Origin of the sequence: uncultured Lamprocystis sp. (assembly GCF_903933125.1) — a bacterium.
Taxonomy (GTDB): domain Bacteria; phylum Pseudomonadota; class Gammaproteobacteria; order Chromatiales; family Chromatiaceae; genus Thiodictyon.
In genome coordinates this window covers 1-15784 of sequence record NZ_CAIZIZ010000509.1, presented here as the reverse complement: position 1 = coordinate 15784, position 15784 = coordinate 1, and the positions used below count along the sequence as shown (strand labels likewise).

Annotated in this window: 13 protein-coding genes and 1 pseudogene; 6 read left to right on the top strand and 8 right to left on the bottom strand. The window is 65.1% G+C overall.

From position 1 onward, the window contains the following. Positions 1 to 94 precede the first annotated feature (94 nt). Positions 95 to 418, bottom strand: coding sequence for a rhodanese-like domain-containing protein (locus QZY03_RS27940; RefSeq protein WP_295586992.1), 324 nt, complete (start codon positions 416 to 418; stop codon positions 95 to 97). Positions 419 to 505: 87 nt separating this feature from the next. Between QZY03_RS27940 and cysG the strand changes: the two genes are divergently transcribed. The 6 genes from cysG to QZY03_RS27910 all read left to right on the top strand — a co-directional run bounded on the left by cysG (position 506) and on the right by QZY03_RS27910 (position 6172). Beyond that, entirely contained in the window at positions 506 to 1942 is a 1437-nt protein-coding gene (gene cysG, locus QZY03_RS27935; protein ID WP_295586990.1) for a siroheme synthase CysG, read from the top strand. A gap of 6 nt (positions 1943 to 1948) precedes the next feature. Continuing rightward, positions 1949 to 2317: a hydrogenase maturation nickel metallochaperone HypA gene (locus QZY03_RS27930; protein WP_295586989.1), complete on the top strand. Its 369-nt coding sequence runs from the start codon at positions 1949 to 1951 to the stop codon at positions 2315 to 2317. A gap of 100 nt (positions 2318 to 2417) precedes the next feature. Continuing rightward, positions 2418 to 3377 (top strand): hydrogenase nickel incorporation protein HypB, encoded by a 960-nt coding sequence (gene hypB, locus QZY03_RS27925; protein WP_295586987.1) that lies wholly within the window; start codon positions 2418 to 2420, stop codon positions 3375 to 3377. Between the two features lie 166 nt (positions 3378 to 3543). Further along, positions 3544 to 4032, top strand: a complete 489-nt coding sequence (locus QZY03_RS27920) for a hypothetical protein (RefSeq protein ID WP_295586985.1) — start codon at positions 3544 to 3546, stop codon at positions 4030 to 4032. An 88-nt stretch (positions 4033 to 4120) separates the two neighbouring features. Continuing rightward, the gene (locus tag QZY03_RS27915) at positions 4121 to 4591 is read left to right on the top strand and encodes a DUF302 domain-containing protein (RefSeq protein WP_295586983.1); all 471 of its coding nucleotides are present in this window, start codon (positions 4121 to 4123) and stop codon (positions 4589 to 4591) included. Positions 4592 to 4624: 33 nt separating this feature from the next. Then, positions 4625 to 6172 carry a DegT/DnrJ/EryC1/StrS aminotransferase family protein gene (locus tag QZY03_RS27910; RefSeq protein WP_295586981.1) on the top strand — a complete coding sequence of 516 codons (1548 nt, stop codon included), beginning with the start codon at positions 4625 to 4627 and terminating at the stop codon, positions 6170 to 6172. Between the two features lie 253 nt (positions 6173 to 6425). Here the strand turns inward: QZY03_RS27910 and QZY03_RS27905 are convergent, their stop codons facing one another. The 7 genes and pseudogenes from QZY03_RS27905 to QZY03_RS27875 form a co-directional block, all read right to left on the bottom strand. Next, entirely contained in the window at positions 6426 to 7379 is a 954-nt protein-coding gene (locus QZY03_RS27905) for a GDP-L-fucose synthase (RefSeq protein WP_295586980.1), read from the bottom strand. Between the two features lie 8 nt (positions 7380 to 7387). Beyond that, complete coding sequence (gene gmd, locus QZY03_RS27900) at positions 7388 to 8470, bottom strand: GDP-mannose 4,6-dehydratase (RefSeq protein ID WP_295586978.1); 1083 nt, start codon at positions 8468 to 8470, stop codon at positions 7388 to 7390. Positions 8471 to 8479: 9 nt separating this feature from the next. Further along, on the bottom strand, positions 8480 to 9646 hold the full coding sequence (locus QZY03_RS27895; RefSeq protein ID WP_295586976.1) for a glycosyltransferase family 4 protein: 1167 nt from the start codon (positions 9644 to 9646) through the stop codon (positions 8480 to 8482). Then, on the bottom strand, positions 9643 to 11613 hold the full coding sequence (asnB, locus tag QZY03_RS27890) for an asparagine synthase (glutamine-hydrolyzing) (protein WP_295586974.1): 1971 nt from the start codon (positions 11611 to 11613) through the stop codon (positions 9643 to 9645). The genes QZY03_RS27895 and asnB overlap by 4 nt, the downstream gene beginning before the upstream one ends. After that, the gene (locus QZY03_RS27885; RefSeq protein WP_295586972.1) at positions 11613 to 12764 is read right to left on the bottom strand and encodes a glycosyltransferase; all 1152 of its coding nucleotides are present in this window, start codon (positions 12762 to 12764) and stop codon (positions 11613 to 11615) included. The genes asnB and QZY03_RS27885 overlap by 1 nt, the downstream gene beginning before the upstream one ends. Positions 12765 to 13005: 241 nt before the next feature. Continuing rightward, positions 13006 to 14136: a glycosyltransferase gene (locus QZY03_RS27880; RefSeq protein WP_295586971.1), complete on the bottom strand. Its 1131-nt coding sequence runs from the start codon at positions 14134 to 14136 to the stop codon at positions 13006 to 13008. A gap of 483 nt (positions 14137 to 14619) precedes the next feature. Next, a pseudogene (locus tag QZY03_RS27875) lies at positions 14620 to 15334 on the bottom strand (phage integrase N-terminal SAM-like domain-containing protein). Positions 15335 to 15784 lie beyond the last annotated feature (450 nt).

The following is a 15784-nucleotide window of genomic DNA, read 5'->3' as shown; positions in this document are numbered from 1 at the left end:
GTGGCCGGATGGGCATCGCTCTCGCTCTGCCCATCCTATGCGCTGCACCGCGGGCTCCAAGCGTGAGATGGTACATGATTAGACAGAAATCGCCTTACTGCTCAGGATAGTCGATCGGGTATCCGTGCCTCGCCCAGGCGATGATGCCGCCGCGCAGGTTGATCACCCGATCCCAACCCTGCTGCATCATATAAGCACAAGCCTGGTAGGAGCGCGCGCCGCTGCGGCAGTAGATGATCACATCCCGATCCTGCGGCAGTTCGTTCAGCCGCAAGGGCAGCAGATGCATCGGCAGCAACTGCGCCTGCGGAATCACCCCTTGGGCGACTTCAGCCGGAGTGCGGATGTCGAGTAACACAATGCCCTCCCCGGCGGCGATCCGCTGTTGCAGCGACTCTGAATCGATCTCGTTGACCACGCGCTCCACCTATCCGAATGCTAAGTATTTAAGTATATTAAGGTCTTTAGACTGACAACTCAACGGCCGACCTGGTGCCCGAAGTCCATGACCCTTGAATTCCTTCCAGTCTTTCTCTCTATCGCGGACCGATCCTGCCTGGTGGTGGGCGGCGGCGCGACCGCGCAGCGCAAACTGACGAGTCTGCTGCGCGCCGGTGCGGCGGTGACCCTGGTCTCCCCCCAACTCACCGATACGCTGACCCGCCAGGCCCAGGCGGGGGAGTTCAGGCACCAGCCCCGTCCCTTTGCGCCCACCGACATCCTCGGCATGAAACTGGTCATTGCCGCAACCGACGACCCAACGGTGAACCGGCAGATCGCCGCGCTCGCCAAGGCGCAGGATATTCCGGTGAACGTCGTCGATGACCCGGACGCCTGCACCTTCCTGCTGCCGTCCATCATCGACCGGGCGCCGGTGATCGTCGCCGTCTCCAGCGGCAAGACCTCCCCGGTCCTGGCGCGACTGCTGCGCACCCGGCTCGAAGCGCTGATCCCCGCCGGCTACGGCCGCCTGGCCGACCTGTGCGGCCGCTACCGCACACGGGTCAAGGACCGTTTCAGCGATCAGCGGGACCGCCGCCATTTCTGGGACCGGGTCCTGGAAGGCGCCGTCGCTGAACGGATTTTTGCCGGCCAGGTGGACGAAGCCGAGGCGGCGATCGAGCGCGAACTGGCTCCCGATGCACTCGATCACGATCTGGGTGAGGTCTATCTGGTAGGGGCCGGCCCCGGCGATCCCGACCTCCTGACCTTCCGTGCCCTGCGCCTCATGCAGCAGGCGGACGTGGTGGTCTACGACCGGTTGGTCGCCGAACCCATCCTCGCCATGACACGGCGTGACGCCCGACGGATCTATGTGGGCAAGGAGCGCAACAATCACGTGATGCGCCAGGAAGAGATCAACCGGATGCTCGCCGACCTGGCGCGCGACGGGCACCGGGTGCTGCGGCTGAAGGGCGGCGACCCCTTCATCTTCGGCCGCGGCGGCGAGGAAATCGACACTCTGGCCGCCGAGGGGATTCCCTTCCAGGTCATCCCCGGCATCACCGCCGCCTCGGGCTGCGCCGCCTATGCCGGCATCCCCCTGACGCACCGCGATTATGCGCAGTCGGTGACCTTCGTCACCGGGCACCTCAAGGACGGCAGCATCAACCTCAACTGGACCCAACTCGCGCAGCCAGGCCAAACCATTGTGTTCTACATGGGCCTGGTCGGACTGCCGATCATCGTCCGGGAATTGACCGCGCACGGCGTCTCCCCCGCGATGCCGGTGGCCCTGGTGCAGCAGGGGACCACCCACATGCAGCGCGTCTACACCGGCACCCTGTCCGACATTCTCAGCGTCGTGGAGGCGGACCCGCCCAAACCGCCGACCCTGATCATTGTCGGCGAGGTCGTCAAACTGCGCGATAAACTCTCCTGGTTCCGCACCTTCGAGGACCCGCGCCAGGGCGCCACAACGCCGATCCTGGCCGAGCACTGATCCATCATGCATGAACTCTCCATTTGCCAGGCCCTGCTCGATCAGGTCGAGGGGATCGCCCGCGACCACGGCGCCACGCGGGTGGAACGCATCCTGCTCAAGGTCGGTCCGCTCTCCGGGGTCGAGCCGGTGCTGATCCAGCACGCCTATACTCTGGCCGCGGCGGGCACGATCGCCGAGACCGCCGAACTCGTGATCGAGACTGCCGAGGTCCGCGTCCACTGCACGGTCTGCGGCGTCGAATCGCCGGCCGCCCCCAACCGCTTGCTCTGCGGTGCCTGCGGCAGTTTTCAGACCCGGCTGGTGAGCGGCGACGAAATGCTGCTGGCGCAACTCGAAATGACCATCCCGGACAAGACGGAGCCGGCCGCCTGACGCCTGAGCCTACGCCAATTTCGCGGCGCGAATGGGTTAGACTCGCAGACTCAGGTCCGCCGTTTCGCTCCGGCCAACCACCGACGAGGAGGAAAGCAATATGTGTGACACTTGCGGCTGCAACATCACCCCCGGCAACGCGCATCTGGTGCGCGCCGACGGCAAACTCGGGCGCACCGAGGACGGCCGGGCGGCGGTCACCGTACTGACCGGACTGCTCGCCGAAAACGACCATCAGGCCGCCCATAACCGCGAACATTTCGATCACCACCGGGTGCTGGCGCTGAACCTGATGTCCTCCCCCGGTGCCGGCAAGACCAGCCTGCTCGAGGCGACCATCGACGCCCTGGGCAGCCAGTTGCGGATCGCGGTGATCGAGGGCGATCTGGAGACCGAGAACGATGCCGTCCGCATCCGCGCCAAGGGCATTCCGGCGATTCAGATCGCCACCGGCAGCGCCTGTCATCTGGATGCGCACATGGTCCACGATGCACTGCACCATCTGGACCTGACCGGCATCGACATCCTGTTCATCGAGAACGTCGGCAACCTGGTGTGCCCGGCCAGCTTCGATCTGGGCCAGCACCGCAACGTCACCCTGCTCTCGGTCCCCGAGGGCGACGACAAGCCGGCCAAGTATCCGGTCATGTTCCGTGCGGCGGATCTGGTGCTCTGCACCAAAGCGGACCTGCTGAGCGTTCTGCCCGAGTTCGTACCCGAACGCGCCGAGCACTATCTGCGGGACCTGGCCACCACGGCGCCTTTCGCGGTCGTCTCCACCCGCGGCAGCGGTCAACTGGAACCCTGGCTGCACTGGCTGCAAGACGAACTGACCGCCCAGCGGGCCCGTCTGGAGCAAGGCCGCACCCTGCGCCCCGCCATTGCGCCGGACGGGTCGCGACTGCACGCCGCGGCCGGGCCAGCCGCGGAGTCGGTGAGCGGTCATGGACACACGCATCATCACCATGATCACGATCATGCTCACCACGGGCACGCACACCGGCATGGGCACGATGGCCTCGATCAAGATTCCGGCCACTTGGGCTCGCCGGGTGCGTAGTCAGGCCATCCTGGCCTGACACCGTCAGGACTGGAAGCACTGACTACGCACGCCGCTGGCCGGGATTGAGTCGGATCTCCGTTGACCCACTGCACGCTTGAGTGTTAGAAACGCGTGGATGTCGGCCGTTCGTCAATATAGCAATAACCCTGGAGGAAGCCCCGCCGTGATCCTAACCTTCGCCAAGATGCCGATTGCCAAAACCCTCTCAGCGATTTCGCTTGCTGTCCTGGTCGGCTCCAGTCTCTATACGCCAATTGCGCAGGGATTCGACTTCGGGAACATGATGAACCCCGGACGCTGGATGGGAGGTAACCGCGATTATTACGACGATTACTACGACGGCCCCTGGGGCGGTCCTTACGGCGGCTATGGCGGGGGTCCCTGGGGCACACCCTATGGGGCACCGGGTTATGGCTATCCGGGTTACGGCTACGGCGCACCGGGTTACTTAGGGGCACCGGCGGTGACGCCACCGGCCGCGACACCGAGCGCGTCGGCCGCGGACAATGCGGCGAGTCAGAAAGAGATCGATGCACTCAAGCGCCGTATCGAGGAACTGGAGACGGCCCAGCGGCCAGCCAAACCACCCTCGTCGGCACCCGCCGCGGAATGGCCCTCGGCCCCTGCGTTCCGGCCGATGAATCAATACTGAGCCGCGCCTCCCGGTAACCCGCGTCGATCACGAGGACGCGGGTTCTTCCCACCGCCATCCGCCCACCCCTGTTGAAAGGTCACCACTCATGCAAAGCCCCGCGCGGCGGCTGATCCTCCTGGTCATGGCCCTGATCCCGTCCCTGGCCGCGGCCGGATCCGGCTATGCCGTCTACCCGAGCCAGGCCGGATTCGACGACGTACTCGATGCGCTCAAGCTGGCCATCGAGGAACGGGGTATGTACATCAACAATGTCATGCACCTGTCCGAGATGCTGGAACGCACCGGCAAAGACCTGGGCCAGGAGCAACCCATCTACCAACGCGCCGAGTCGGTCGAGTTCTGCAGCGCCGTCCTGTCGCGCGAAATGACCCGTGAAGACCCCGCCCGCCTGGTCAATTGCCCCTTCATCATCGGCCTCTACACCCTGCCCGGCGCGTCGGGAACGACCTACGTCGTGCACCGCGAAATACCCCAGGATCAGGTCGCGGGCAGCCCGGTCATGGCTCGGGTCGCGACCATGCTGAAAGAGATTGCCGGGGCGGCGGCGAGCTGGTAGCAACTCCGACTACATCACGAGAAACTCCGAATCATGGATCTATTACTCGATGCTGATTGCGTCATCGCCGCCTGTGTCCCGGAGGCCGCACCAAGTCCCGACGCATCGGCCGCGATTGCCCGTTGTCTTGATGAAGGCGGTACCGTCTGGCTTTATGTCGGCGCGGCCCAGGGCTACGAGGATGGGGTTCTGCGCGCCCTGCAAGACACGGCCGAAAGCCATGCGGCTGAAGCGCCAACGCGGCTTGCCAGGCAACGGCTCGATGGCTTCGCCCGGGATAAGCAATGGCTCGCCGCCCTGGCCGGAGATTTCACGCGGTTCGACGCGCCGGATCCGGCCCGCGAGCGTCTGTTGAATGCCTTGGATCGCTTGCCCCGCGGCACGGTGAAGATTCTGACAAGAGATGAAACCTTCATGGCCGCTCATGCGGAACAGGCCATCAGTCCCGCCGGCTATCTGGCGCTCCCGCCGGCCCCCCGCCGGATCGACTTTATCGATCTGCCCGCCCAGCAAGCAGCCATTCGCCACCAATTGGAGGCACAGATCCACCGGGTATTGCATCACGGCCGCTATATCCTGGGGCCGGAGATGGAGGAATTGGAACAGCGGCTGCAAGCCTATACGGGCGCTGCTCACTGCGTCAGTGTCGCCTCCGGCACCGAGGCCCTCCTGATCAGCCTGATGGCCTTGGGCGTCGGTCCAGGTGACGAAGTGATCACCACACCCTTTACCTTCGTGGCGACCGCGGAAGTCATCTGTCTGGTAGGTGCGCGTCCGGTCTTTGTCGATGTCGAGCCGGACACCGGTAACATCAATGTCGACAAACTCGAGGCCGCGATCAATTCGACCACCAAGGCGATCATTCCGGTCGCGCTCTATGGCCAGCCGGCGGATATGGAGGCCATCAACACCATCGCGGCGGCCTACGCACTGCCGGTCATTGAAGACGCGGCCCAGAGCTTCGGCGCCAGCTACCGGGGCGTGAAGAGCGGCAATCTCTCGACGATCGGCTGTACCAGTTTCTTCCCGTCCAAGCCGCTGGGCTGTTATGGCGACGGCGGCGCCATTTTCACGAATGACGGAGAGTTGGCCCAGACCCTGCGCGAATTGCGCGTGCATGGCCAAGCGCGGCGCTATGTCCACACCCGCGTCGGTGTCGGCGGGCGCATGGACACCCTGCAATGCGCGGTGCTCCTGGCGAAACTCGACCGCTTCGACTGGGAGATTGAGCGGCGCATCGCGATCGGCCGACGCTATTCGGAATTGTTCGCTGCCGCCCCGCGCATCACCACCCCCGTCATTCGCCCGGACCGCACCTGCGTCTTTGCTCAATACACCCTGCAGGTCCCCAACCGGGACGCCGTGGTCGATGCGCTCCAGTCACGCGGCATTCCGAGCGCGGTGCACTACCCGATCCCGCTCAATGCCCAGCCCGCCTATCAGCACCTCTGTTGCCCCGACTGCACGCCGGTCGCGGCCCGACTCGCCGCCAGCGTCATCAGCCTGCCGATGCATGCGGACCTGAGCGAGTCCGCGCAGGACCGGATCGCGGAGGCGGTGATCGCCTGCGTACGAAAGTGATGCCGTGACTTCAAGCGACAGACCGGCGCGGGCCTTGATCGTCGTTTCGGCTACAAGATAACCGGAGACGTACCGCAACAGTCGCGCAGCGACGCTGTGGGAGCGGCGTCCCGCCGCGACAGGCCGGGCGCGAAACCGCAGCGTTAGTGGTCACCGCCGCACCGCATCGCGGCGGGACGCCGCTCCCACGGGGTACACTCATGTTCCGGAGTCCTTCCGGGCCGTTAGCCGGTCGACATGTATTTCGGACTCGTTACTGCGCTTCAACGAAGGCCCGATAGGTCCGCTCCAGTCCCTCTTTCAATGCGACGCGCGGCTGCCAACCGAGTGCACTGAGCCGCTCCGTATTCAGGAGTTTACGCGGCGCCCCGTCGGGCTTCGTCGGATCATAAACGACCCGCCCGGTGAAACCAACCGTGTCGCAGATCAGCACCACCAGTTCAGCGATGGTCAAATCCTCGCCCGCGCCGACGTTGATATGCGACAACATCGGCTCCGTATGGGCGGCGTAGGTTGCCTGATCCAGGTCCATGACGTGCACGCAGGCGGCGGCCATATCCTCGACATAGAGGAACTCGCGCCGCGCCTTCCCGGTCCCCCAGATCACCAGTTCATCCAGTCCGCCGATCTTGGCCTCGTGCGCACGGCGCAGCAGCGCGGGGATGACATGGCTGTTCAGTGGGTGATAATTGTCGCCCGGGCCATAGAGATTGGTCGGCATGACACTGCGGTAATCGGTGCCATATTGCCGGTTATAGGACTCGCAGAGCTTGATGCCGGCGATCTTGGCGACGGCATAGGGTTCGTTGGTGGGCTCCAGCAGCCCGGTCAGCAGCGCCCCCTCGGGGATCGGCTGCGGCGCCAGCCGCGGATAGATACAGCTCGATCCGAGAAACAACAAGCGCCGCACCCCGGCGCGCCAGGCCTCGTGAATGACGTTGGCCTCGATCATCAGGTTCTGATAGATGAACTCGGCGGGAAAGCTGTCATTGGCGTGAATCCCGCCGACTTTCGCCGCCGCCAGATAGACCGCGGCTGGCCGTTCCGCCTGAAAAAAAGCCCGCACCTGGGCCTGATCCGTCAGGTCCAACTCGGCATGGGTCCGGGTCATCAGGTTGCGGTAACCACGTCGGCTCAATTCACGCACGAGAGCGGCGCCGACCATGCCGCGATGTCCGGCCACAAAGATCGTCTGTTCGGTCTCCATGTTCGACCTCATTCGTGGTGGTTGAAGGTACTGTAACCGTGTTGCGTCACCAGTTCATCGCGCTGCGCCTGCCTGAGATCCTCGCGGACCATCTCGGACACCAGTTCCTGGAAGCTGGTCGCGGGCGCCCAGCCGAGCCGCTCATGCGCCTTGCGCGGATCGCCGAGCAGGGTTTCCACTTCAGTGGGCCGGAAATACCGGGGATCGACGGCGACGATGCACCGCCCGGCGGCGTCATATCCCTTCTCATCGACACCCTCGCCGTCCCAGCGGATCGTAATATTCAATTCCTGCGCGGCGGCGTCCACGAAGTCGCGCACGCTGTATTGCACGCCGGTGGCGATGACGAAATCCTCCGGCTGCTCCTGCTGCAGCATCAGCCATTGCATTTCGACATAGTCGCGCGCATGGCCCCAATCGCGCTTGGCGCTCAGATTGCCGAGGTAAACGCAGTCTTGCAGGCCGAGGGTGATGCGCGCCAGGGCACGGGTGATCTTGCGGGTCACGAAGGTCTCACCGCGCACCGGGCTCTCGTGATTGAAGAGAATGCCGTTGCAGGCATAGATGCCATAGGCCTCACGGTAGTTCACGGTGATCCAATAGGCATAGAGCTTGGCGACCGCATAGGGGCTGCGCGGATAGAACGGAGTCGTCTCGCGCTGCGGCGTCTCCTGCACCAGGCCGAAGAGCTCGGAGGTGCTCGCCTGATAGAAGCGTGTCTTGCGCTCCAATCCGAGGATGCGAATCGCCTCCAGAATGCGCAGCGCGCCCAATCCATCGGAGTTGGCGGTATATTCCGGCTCCTCGAACGACACCGCGACATGACTCTGCGCCGCCAGATTGTAGATCTCGTCCGGCTGCACCAGTTGGATGACCCGGATGAGGCTCATCGAGTCGGTCAGATCGCCATGATGGAGAATAAAGCGGCGGTCAGTCTCATGGGGATCCTGATAGAGATGATCGATACGGTCGGTATTGAACAGCGAAGACCGCCGTTTGATGCCGTGCACGACATAGCCTTTGTTCAGCAAGAATTCCGCCAGGTAGGCGCCGTCCTGTCCGGTCACACCGGTAATCAAAGCTGTTTTCATATAGTTACCTCAATCCTGTTCATTTGCTTTCGACGATGCTGTTCCGGTTTCAAGCAGTTCACGATACACCTCGAGGGTCGCCGCATGGATCAGAGCAGAGTCAAAGCGCGTCTCGGCGATTATCCGCGAACGCGCGCCGAACCGCCGCCGCAAATCCGCGTCGCCGATCAAACGTTCAAGCGCGTGCGCCAAGGCCAGCGGGTCATGGACCGGAACCAGCAATCCATTGCACTCGACCTCGACGGCCTCCCGACAGCCGGTCGCATCCGTGGTGACCAACGGCAGCCCCGCGGCCGCGGCTTCGATCAGGAACTTGGGCAAACCCTCGCGATAATAGGACGGCAGACAGGCGATGTGCGCCTGCGCCAGCACAGCTGGCATGTCGGCGCTGTGGCCCCACCACTCGATACAGCCCTCCTGATGCCAGTCGCGCAGTTGCTCCTCCGCCACCGAGGTCGGATTGCCGGGATCGGGCTTGCCCACCAGCACGCACCGCGCCGGGCTGCCGCGCGCCTTGAGCAGGCGGGCGGCGCTGACGAAATCCCCAACGCCCTTGTCCCACAGCATCCGCGAGGCCAGCATCACCACCGCCGCCCCCGGCGGGTCCGCTCGCGGGACGAAGCGCGCGATATCCACCCCGGAACCGGGGATCAGGACCGGCTCCACCCCCGTGAGCCGCAGAACCTGCTGCTGATCGTCCGGGTTCTGCACCAGAACCCGCACGTTCGGTGCAGCCAGCAGGGCGCGATAAGCCCCACCCACCAATCCGCGCACCAAGCGGGCTCGCGGGCCGTCGGAGGAGAACAGATAGCCCATCCCCGCCACCCCGTTGACCACCGTCGGCACCCCCGCAAGACGGGCCGCGAAGGTGCCGTAAAGCACCGGCTTCTGGGCAATATTGTGCAGCAGGACGGGCTTCAGATCCCTGAGGATGCGCGTCAACTGCGCAATGCTGCGCAATTCATGCCAAGGATGCATCCCCTTGCGCGAGACCTCCAGTGGAATCAGGTCAAGCCCGGCCGCGCGGATGCGCTCGCCGTGAGCCTCCACCCCGGTGATGACCGTGACCGCGAAGCCGGCATCGCGCACGGCCTGGGCCAGCGCGAGATAGTGATGACAGAAATACCAGTCCACGGTCACGAAGAACGCGACCCGCCGGGTGCCGAGCGCCGTCATGGCCGGCGACTCGCGGACGGAGCTGCCCTGGCCGCATCCAGCCACGCCTGGAACATCAGCAAATCCCACAGGTAATAGGACCAGTTGCGCCGCCCCGCCAGGTGCTCCTCCCACTTGGCGCGGATGGGATCGGGCCTCAGGATGCCGTCGGCCAGCAGCCGATCACGCGCCAGCAGCGCCTCCGCCCAGTCACGCAGCGGCCCGCGCAGCCAATGCTCGATCGGCACCCCGAACCCCATCTTGGGCCGATCCATGAGGGCACGCGGCACATGCCGCTCGACAATGTGGCGTAGCGGGAGCTTGCCGAGACGCCCGCGCACTTTCCAGCGCAGCGGCAGTGACCAGGCGAACTCGAACACCCGATGATCCAGCAGGGGCACCCGCGCCTCCAGGCCGACCCCCATGCTGGCCCGGTCGACCTTGACCAGGATGTCATCCGGCAGATAAAGACAACTGTCCATGAACATCATCGACTCGGTGATCGACCCGGTGCGCGGGCGCCGCGCCGGATCGGTGAGCACACTCGCCGGTTCCCGGGCGCCGATCACCAGCGCGGCCGGGTCGTTCCAGTGCGAGACCATGCGCAGATAGAGCGCCTCGGGTGAGTCGCCGGTCAGGACATCGATCGCCTTATGCAGTCGGTCCCCCGGGTTGGCGATAGCGAGCGGTCCGGGAAGCAGCCGGCCGAAGGGCCGCAGCAGCCGGTCCCAGGTGCCGGGGGCGATGGCGGTAACCGCACCGGCCAGCGCCCGGCGCAGCCCCAGCGGCACCCAGCCGATGCGCCGCCAGGTGTCGCGCGTCCAGAGATACCGGGAATAGCCGCCGAACAACTCGTCTCCGCCGTCACCGGACAGGCACACGGTCACATCGCGCCTGGCCATCCGGCTCACCAGCAGGGTCGGGATCTGGGACGAGTCCCCGAAGGGTTCGTCCCAGAGCCGCGGCAGGTCGATGATGGTCTCGATGCCGTGCTGAGCGGTGACGTACAACTCGGTATGATCGGTCCCCAGATGCGCGGCGACTTGCCGGGCATGGGGTGCCTCGTCGAATCCGGCCTCGTGAAACCCAATGGAAAAGGTGCGCACCGGTTTGGTCGACTGAGCCTGCATCAGGGCCACCACCACGGTGGAGTCGATGCCGCCGGAGAGGAAGGCGCCGAGCGGGACATCGGCGTGCATCCGCAACCCCACGGCATCGGTCAGCAGTGACTCCAGCGCGTCCAGGGCCTGCGCCCGCGATCCGCTAAAGGGCGCGGCCAGACCGCGCTCGACCGCCTCGCGCGCAGTCCAATAGGCGCGGATGACCGGGATCTGCTGACCCTGATCGAGGGTGGCATAGGTCCCGGGTTCGAGCTTGTGGATCCCCTGGTAGATGGAATGCGGCGCCGGGACGTAACTCAGACGCAGATAAGCCGCCAGCGCATCCCGATCGAGCGTGCCCTGCCAGTCCGGATGGGCGGTCAGCGCCTTGAGCTCGGAGCCGAACAGAAAGCGCCCGCGATTCCAGCCATAGTAGAGCGGCTTCTCGCCCAGGCGGTCGCGCGCCAGGGTGAGCCGGCGCTCCTGCCGGTCCCACAGGGCAAAGGCGAACATGCCGTTGAGTTGCGGCAGCGTCGCCACCACCCCGCGTCGGCTGATCGAGGCGAGCAACACCTCGGTATCCGAGTGCCCACGCCAGGGCACGGCATCGCCAAGGTCGCGGCGCAGGGCCGGATAATTGTAGATTTCACCATTGAAGGCGAGCACATACCGGCCGCAATGGGAGACCATCGGCTGGTGCCCCAGGGGCGAGAGGTCGAGGATCGACAGGCGCCGGTGCCCCAGCGCGACCCCTGCCGCGGGGTCCAGCCACAGGCCCTGATCGTCCGGTCCCCGATGAACCAACGTATCGTTCATCCGCCCGACGGCATGACGCAGGTCGGACTCGGCCGGGACACCGGGCTCAATCAGGCCGCACAGACCGCACATTAGCGACTCCCTCGATTCAGTGACAAATAGAGATCCCCGTAGCGCGTGGCGATCAGCGGCAAGGCGTAGTGCGCTGCGATGCGGGCGCGGGCGGCGCGGCCGCGGTCAGCCAGCCTATCCGGACCCTCGGCGAGCAGGCACCCGATGGCCGCGGCCAGGGTCGGCGGGTCGCGCGGCGGCACGGTGCGCCCGGTCGCGCCGACGATCAGGGCGGAGTCGCCCACGTCCGTGACCACACAGGGCGCGGCGCAGGCCATGGCCTCGCCGATCACGTTCGGGAAGCCTTCCCCATAGGCCGAGGCGCTGACCAGCAGGTCGAGAGCGGCAAAGACCCGCGGGGTGTCGGCGCGCGGACCGAGCAGGCTGATCGCGTCACCCAGACGCGCGTCCGCAACCCAGCCCGTCAGTTGCGGATTGGCCGCGCCCATCCCCGGACCGCACAGCAAGAACCGGCATTCGGGTCGCGCGGCCCGGACCAGCGCCGCCGCCCGCAGAAAGGTCGGCAGATCCTTCTGCGGATCGAATCGGGCCACCAGCCCGACGAGCGGAGTCGCGTCCGGTATCCCCAAGGCACCGCGCAGCGCGGCGCGCGCCTGCGCATCCGGCCGGAACCGCTCCAGCTCGAATCCGTTCGGGATCACGGACAGGATGCCGCGCCGATAACCCAAGGCCAGATGGACCTGCCGCGCGCGTTCCGAGCAACAGAGGATGCGGTCCGGCGCCAGACGGGAGAGCCCGGCATTGAGCCGGGCCACGATCCGGGTGGCGCGGCGGGTCTGACGCGGGTCCAGATCGCTCTGGCGGATATTCCAGACCAGCCGCGGACGCCCGGACCCCGCCCGCACCAGCGGCAACACCAGCCCGCCGAGCAAATCCGCATGGTACATCCAGGTCTGGATCAGATCGGGCCGAAAGGCGCGCAGCAGACGCACCAGACGCACCACCGCCCCGGCCGTCGGGAAACCGCGGCGCAAATCGAGCGTCTCCACCCGGACACCCAGTTCGCCGATCCGCGGCCCCATGGGTCCGGGAGGGATGAGTGAGATCACCAGCGGCTCGAAGACCGTCCGGTCCATCGTGCTCAGCAGCTTGAACAACATCATCTCGGCGCCGCCCAGTTCCAGGCCGGTGATGACGTGGGCGATCTTCATCCCGCGGTCCCGCTCGGATCACAGGTAGCGCGTAGGATGGGTAGAGCGAGAGCGATTGTGAAAATGTTCGCTGCGAACCCGAAAACATCGCAATGCCGTAGGTTGGGGTGAGGAACGAACCCCAACATTTCAGCTTGCCCAATCTCGAGCGCGACACCCATCCGACCACGGCGGCACTTGAGGATAGGCATTGCGCTCGCTCCACCCATCCGACCTAAAGACTTGGCCCACGCAAACCACATCATGTCGGATCACACCCCGGCGCAAGTGAGCCGCATCCCAGCACCTCCAGATACCGGCGGGTCACGGGTTCGAGTCCATAATCCGCGGCACGCGCCTTGAGGCGTTCCGGTTCCGGCGGTTGCTCCAGGGTCAGCGCCATCGCCACGGCCAGCGCCTCGACCGCGCCCACCGGAACCAGCGGGCCGTAGCGCCCGTCCGCCAGAACCTCCCGGGGTCCGCTCGGGCAGTCGGTGCTAACCACCGGGGTCCCGCAGGCCATGGCCTGAATCAGCACCCCCGGCAACCCCTCCCAAGCCGATGACAGCACGAACAGGCGGGCGCGGCTCATATAGGCAAAGGGATTGTCCCTGAATCCGGGCAGGGAAACCCGATCAGCGAGCCCCAGTTGCTGAATCAGCGACTCCAGTGCCGTGCGCTCCGGCCCCTCGCCAAGGATGATCAGACGGAGATCCCGCCCGGCACTCAAGGCCGCGAAGGCGCGAATCAGCGTCGGATAATCTTTCTGCGGGGCCAGCCGCCCGGCGGCCAGGATCACCGGCGCTGTGCCCGGTTGCAGCCAGGGATGATCGGCCGGCGCAGTGGCAAGCGCGGCCAATTCGGGCGTCACCACCGGATTGGGAATCACCAGGATGCGGGCACGACCGACGCCGAGCAGCCGGTCGAGGTCATCCGCCACCCCTTGCGACACGGCGATGACGGCATCCGCGCGCGGATAAAAGGCACGCGCCAGCCACGGCATCCAGCGCCCGGCCAGAAACGGCGAGTGAGCGGCCTCCTGCGACAGATTGCTGCGCACGCTGACACAGACACGGGTCGGCACCCGTGCCAGGACGCGCGCCCACAAGGCGACCATGTTGGCATGATCCATCGCGGCCAGCAGAGCCCGCGGCCGACGCCGGCGCAGATAGCGCACCAGTCCCGGCAAAGCACCCAGCACCCGCGCCGCGCCAAGGTCGACCAGCGTGCAGCCCGGCGGCACCAGCGCCAGGTAAGGCCCCGCCGCCTGACCAACCACGAGATCCACCGCGACACCCGCCGCTACCGCCCCCTGGGCGAGGTTCAGCATCATGCGTTCCGCACCACCGCCGGCCAGCGAGGGCAGAAAAATAGCGAGCGGTGTACCGTACATCAATCACCCTGAGGCAAGCGCTGACCTGATCGATTCTCCGACAGCAATCGCCTCAGGATCGCGATCAAGCCGATCGGCCGCATCAGGCGTGTTCCGGACGGGCGGAGTTTAACATTCTCAGGATGATGGGGCGGACGCCGTTGGGCGTTGGGCGGGCATGTCGCGTTGGAACTGTCGCGAGCGAGGATCCCCTGGTCATGATCGCCGCTCAGGCCAGAGCAATTGCCCGAATTGATCCACAGATGTCACAGATGTCCACAGATGAAGAAAAACATCTGCGCTCGATCGTAGCGAGTTGCAACGTCCGACCCGCAGGGCGCCATTGGTGCGACCGCCGGCCTGGCGGCGCCTCCTCTGGTGTTCCGCCCTAAGGTGATTTCCGGGAAAAGATGTACCGACGTGTAGGGGCGACTTTAGTCGCCCATACAGCCCCTCCGGATCTTGCAGGCACGCGCAGTTGGGATGTCTATTCCCGGAAATCGCCTACGCTGCCGCGTGTCGCACGCCGACGCCGAGCAGCGCATCCACCGGGCTTTGCACCGCCGAGCCGCCGCGCTGCAACACATGGGTGTAAATCTGCGTCGTGGTGACATCCTGATGGCCCATCAGCTCCTGCACCGTGCGGATGTCATACCCCGACTCCAGCAAATGGGTTGCGAAGCAATGGCGCAGCGTGTGCGGCGTCGCCCGCTTGGCGATCCCCGTGCGCAACACGGCGCAACGCATCGATATCCTGCACCCGCAACTTCACGCACTCCATGAGCCTTAGACCGGTCCCATACATCAGGCTGGCCATCAGCCAGTCGCGTCCACGCATCTGCCCCAACACCAGCGCGACCTCCTCCCTGGTCAACACCACCGGCACCCGCTCCGGACGCTTTGCGCGGGTCACCCCGTCCACCCAGCCCAGTTCGATGCCCAGCACCTGCTTGTACAGAAAGAGTACACCGCACAGGGCTTGATTCTGGGTCGACGCGGACACACCACGTTGGACCGCCAGGTTCGACAGGAAGGCTTCCACTTCTTGGGCGCCCATGTCCCGCGGGTGGCGCTTATTGTGAAACCAGATAAAGCGCTTGATCCAACCGACGTAGGCCTCCTCGGTGCGCGGGCTGTAATGCAGTTTGCGCAGCTTATCGCGCACTTGGTCCAGCAGGCGACGGGGCGGCGGTTCGGCAGCAGGCGAAGCGAGGGTCATGGCGGGTTTTCCACGAGATTATCCATAACTGTAAAAATAGACAGTCCACGCAGAAAAGGCAAGCCCGTTCCGCCCAGCGCGAACGCACCCGACGGCTGACCATCATCGTCGCGCCGGCCGTAGCAGCGGCTTCCCGCCGTTGCGAAGCGCCGCCCTTGGTCATGCTGGCCGGTTGGAGTCCAAGGCTTCACCCTTGGATTGGCAGGCCAAGACTCCGGGCGGAACGATGATCGATGCGCGGCTGAACGACGCCAGGCCGAGCGCGGCCCCCTGCCGATACCTCCTAAACACCCTGACAAACCTTCGGGAAGGATGTTACAGAATATTGTTTTCTCTGAAGTTTCCTACTTTTAATTTGGTTGCCGAATAGGAAATACACAGTATGCAGCGCAAAAAAGCTTACACGAAATGATTCGTATATTAGTGTTAGCTAATATACTGTATCAGCCG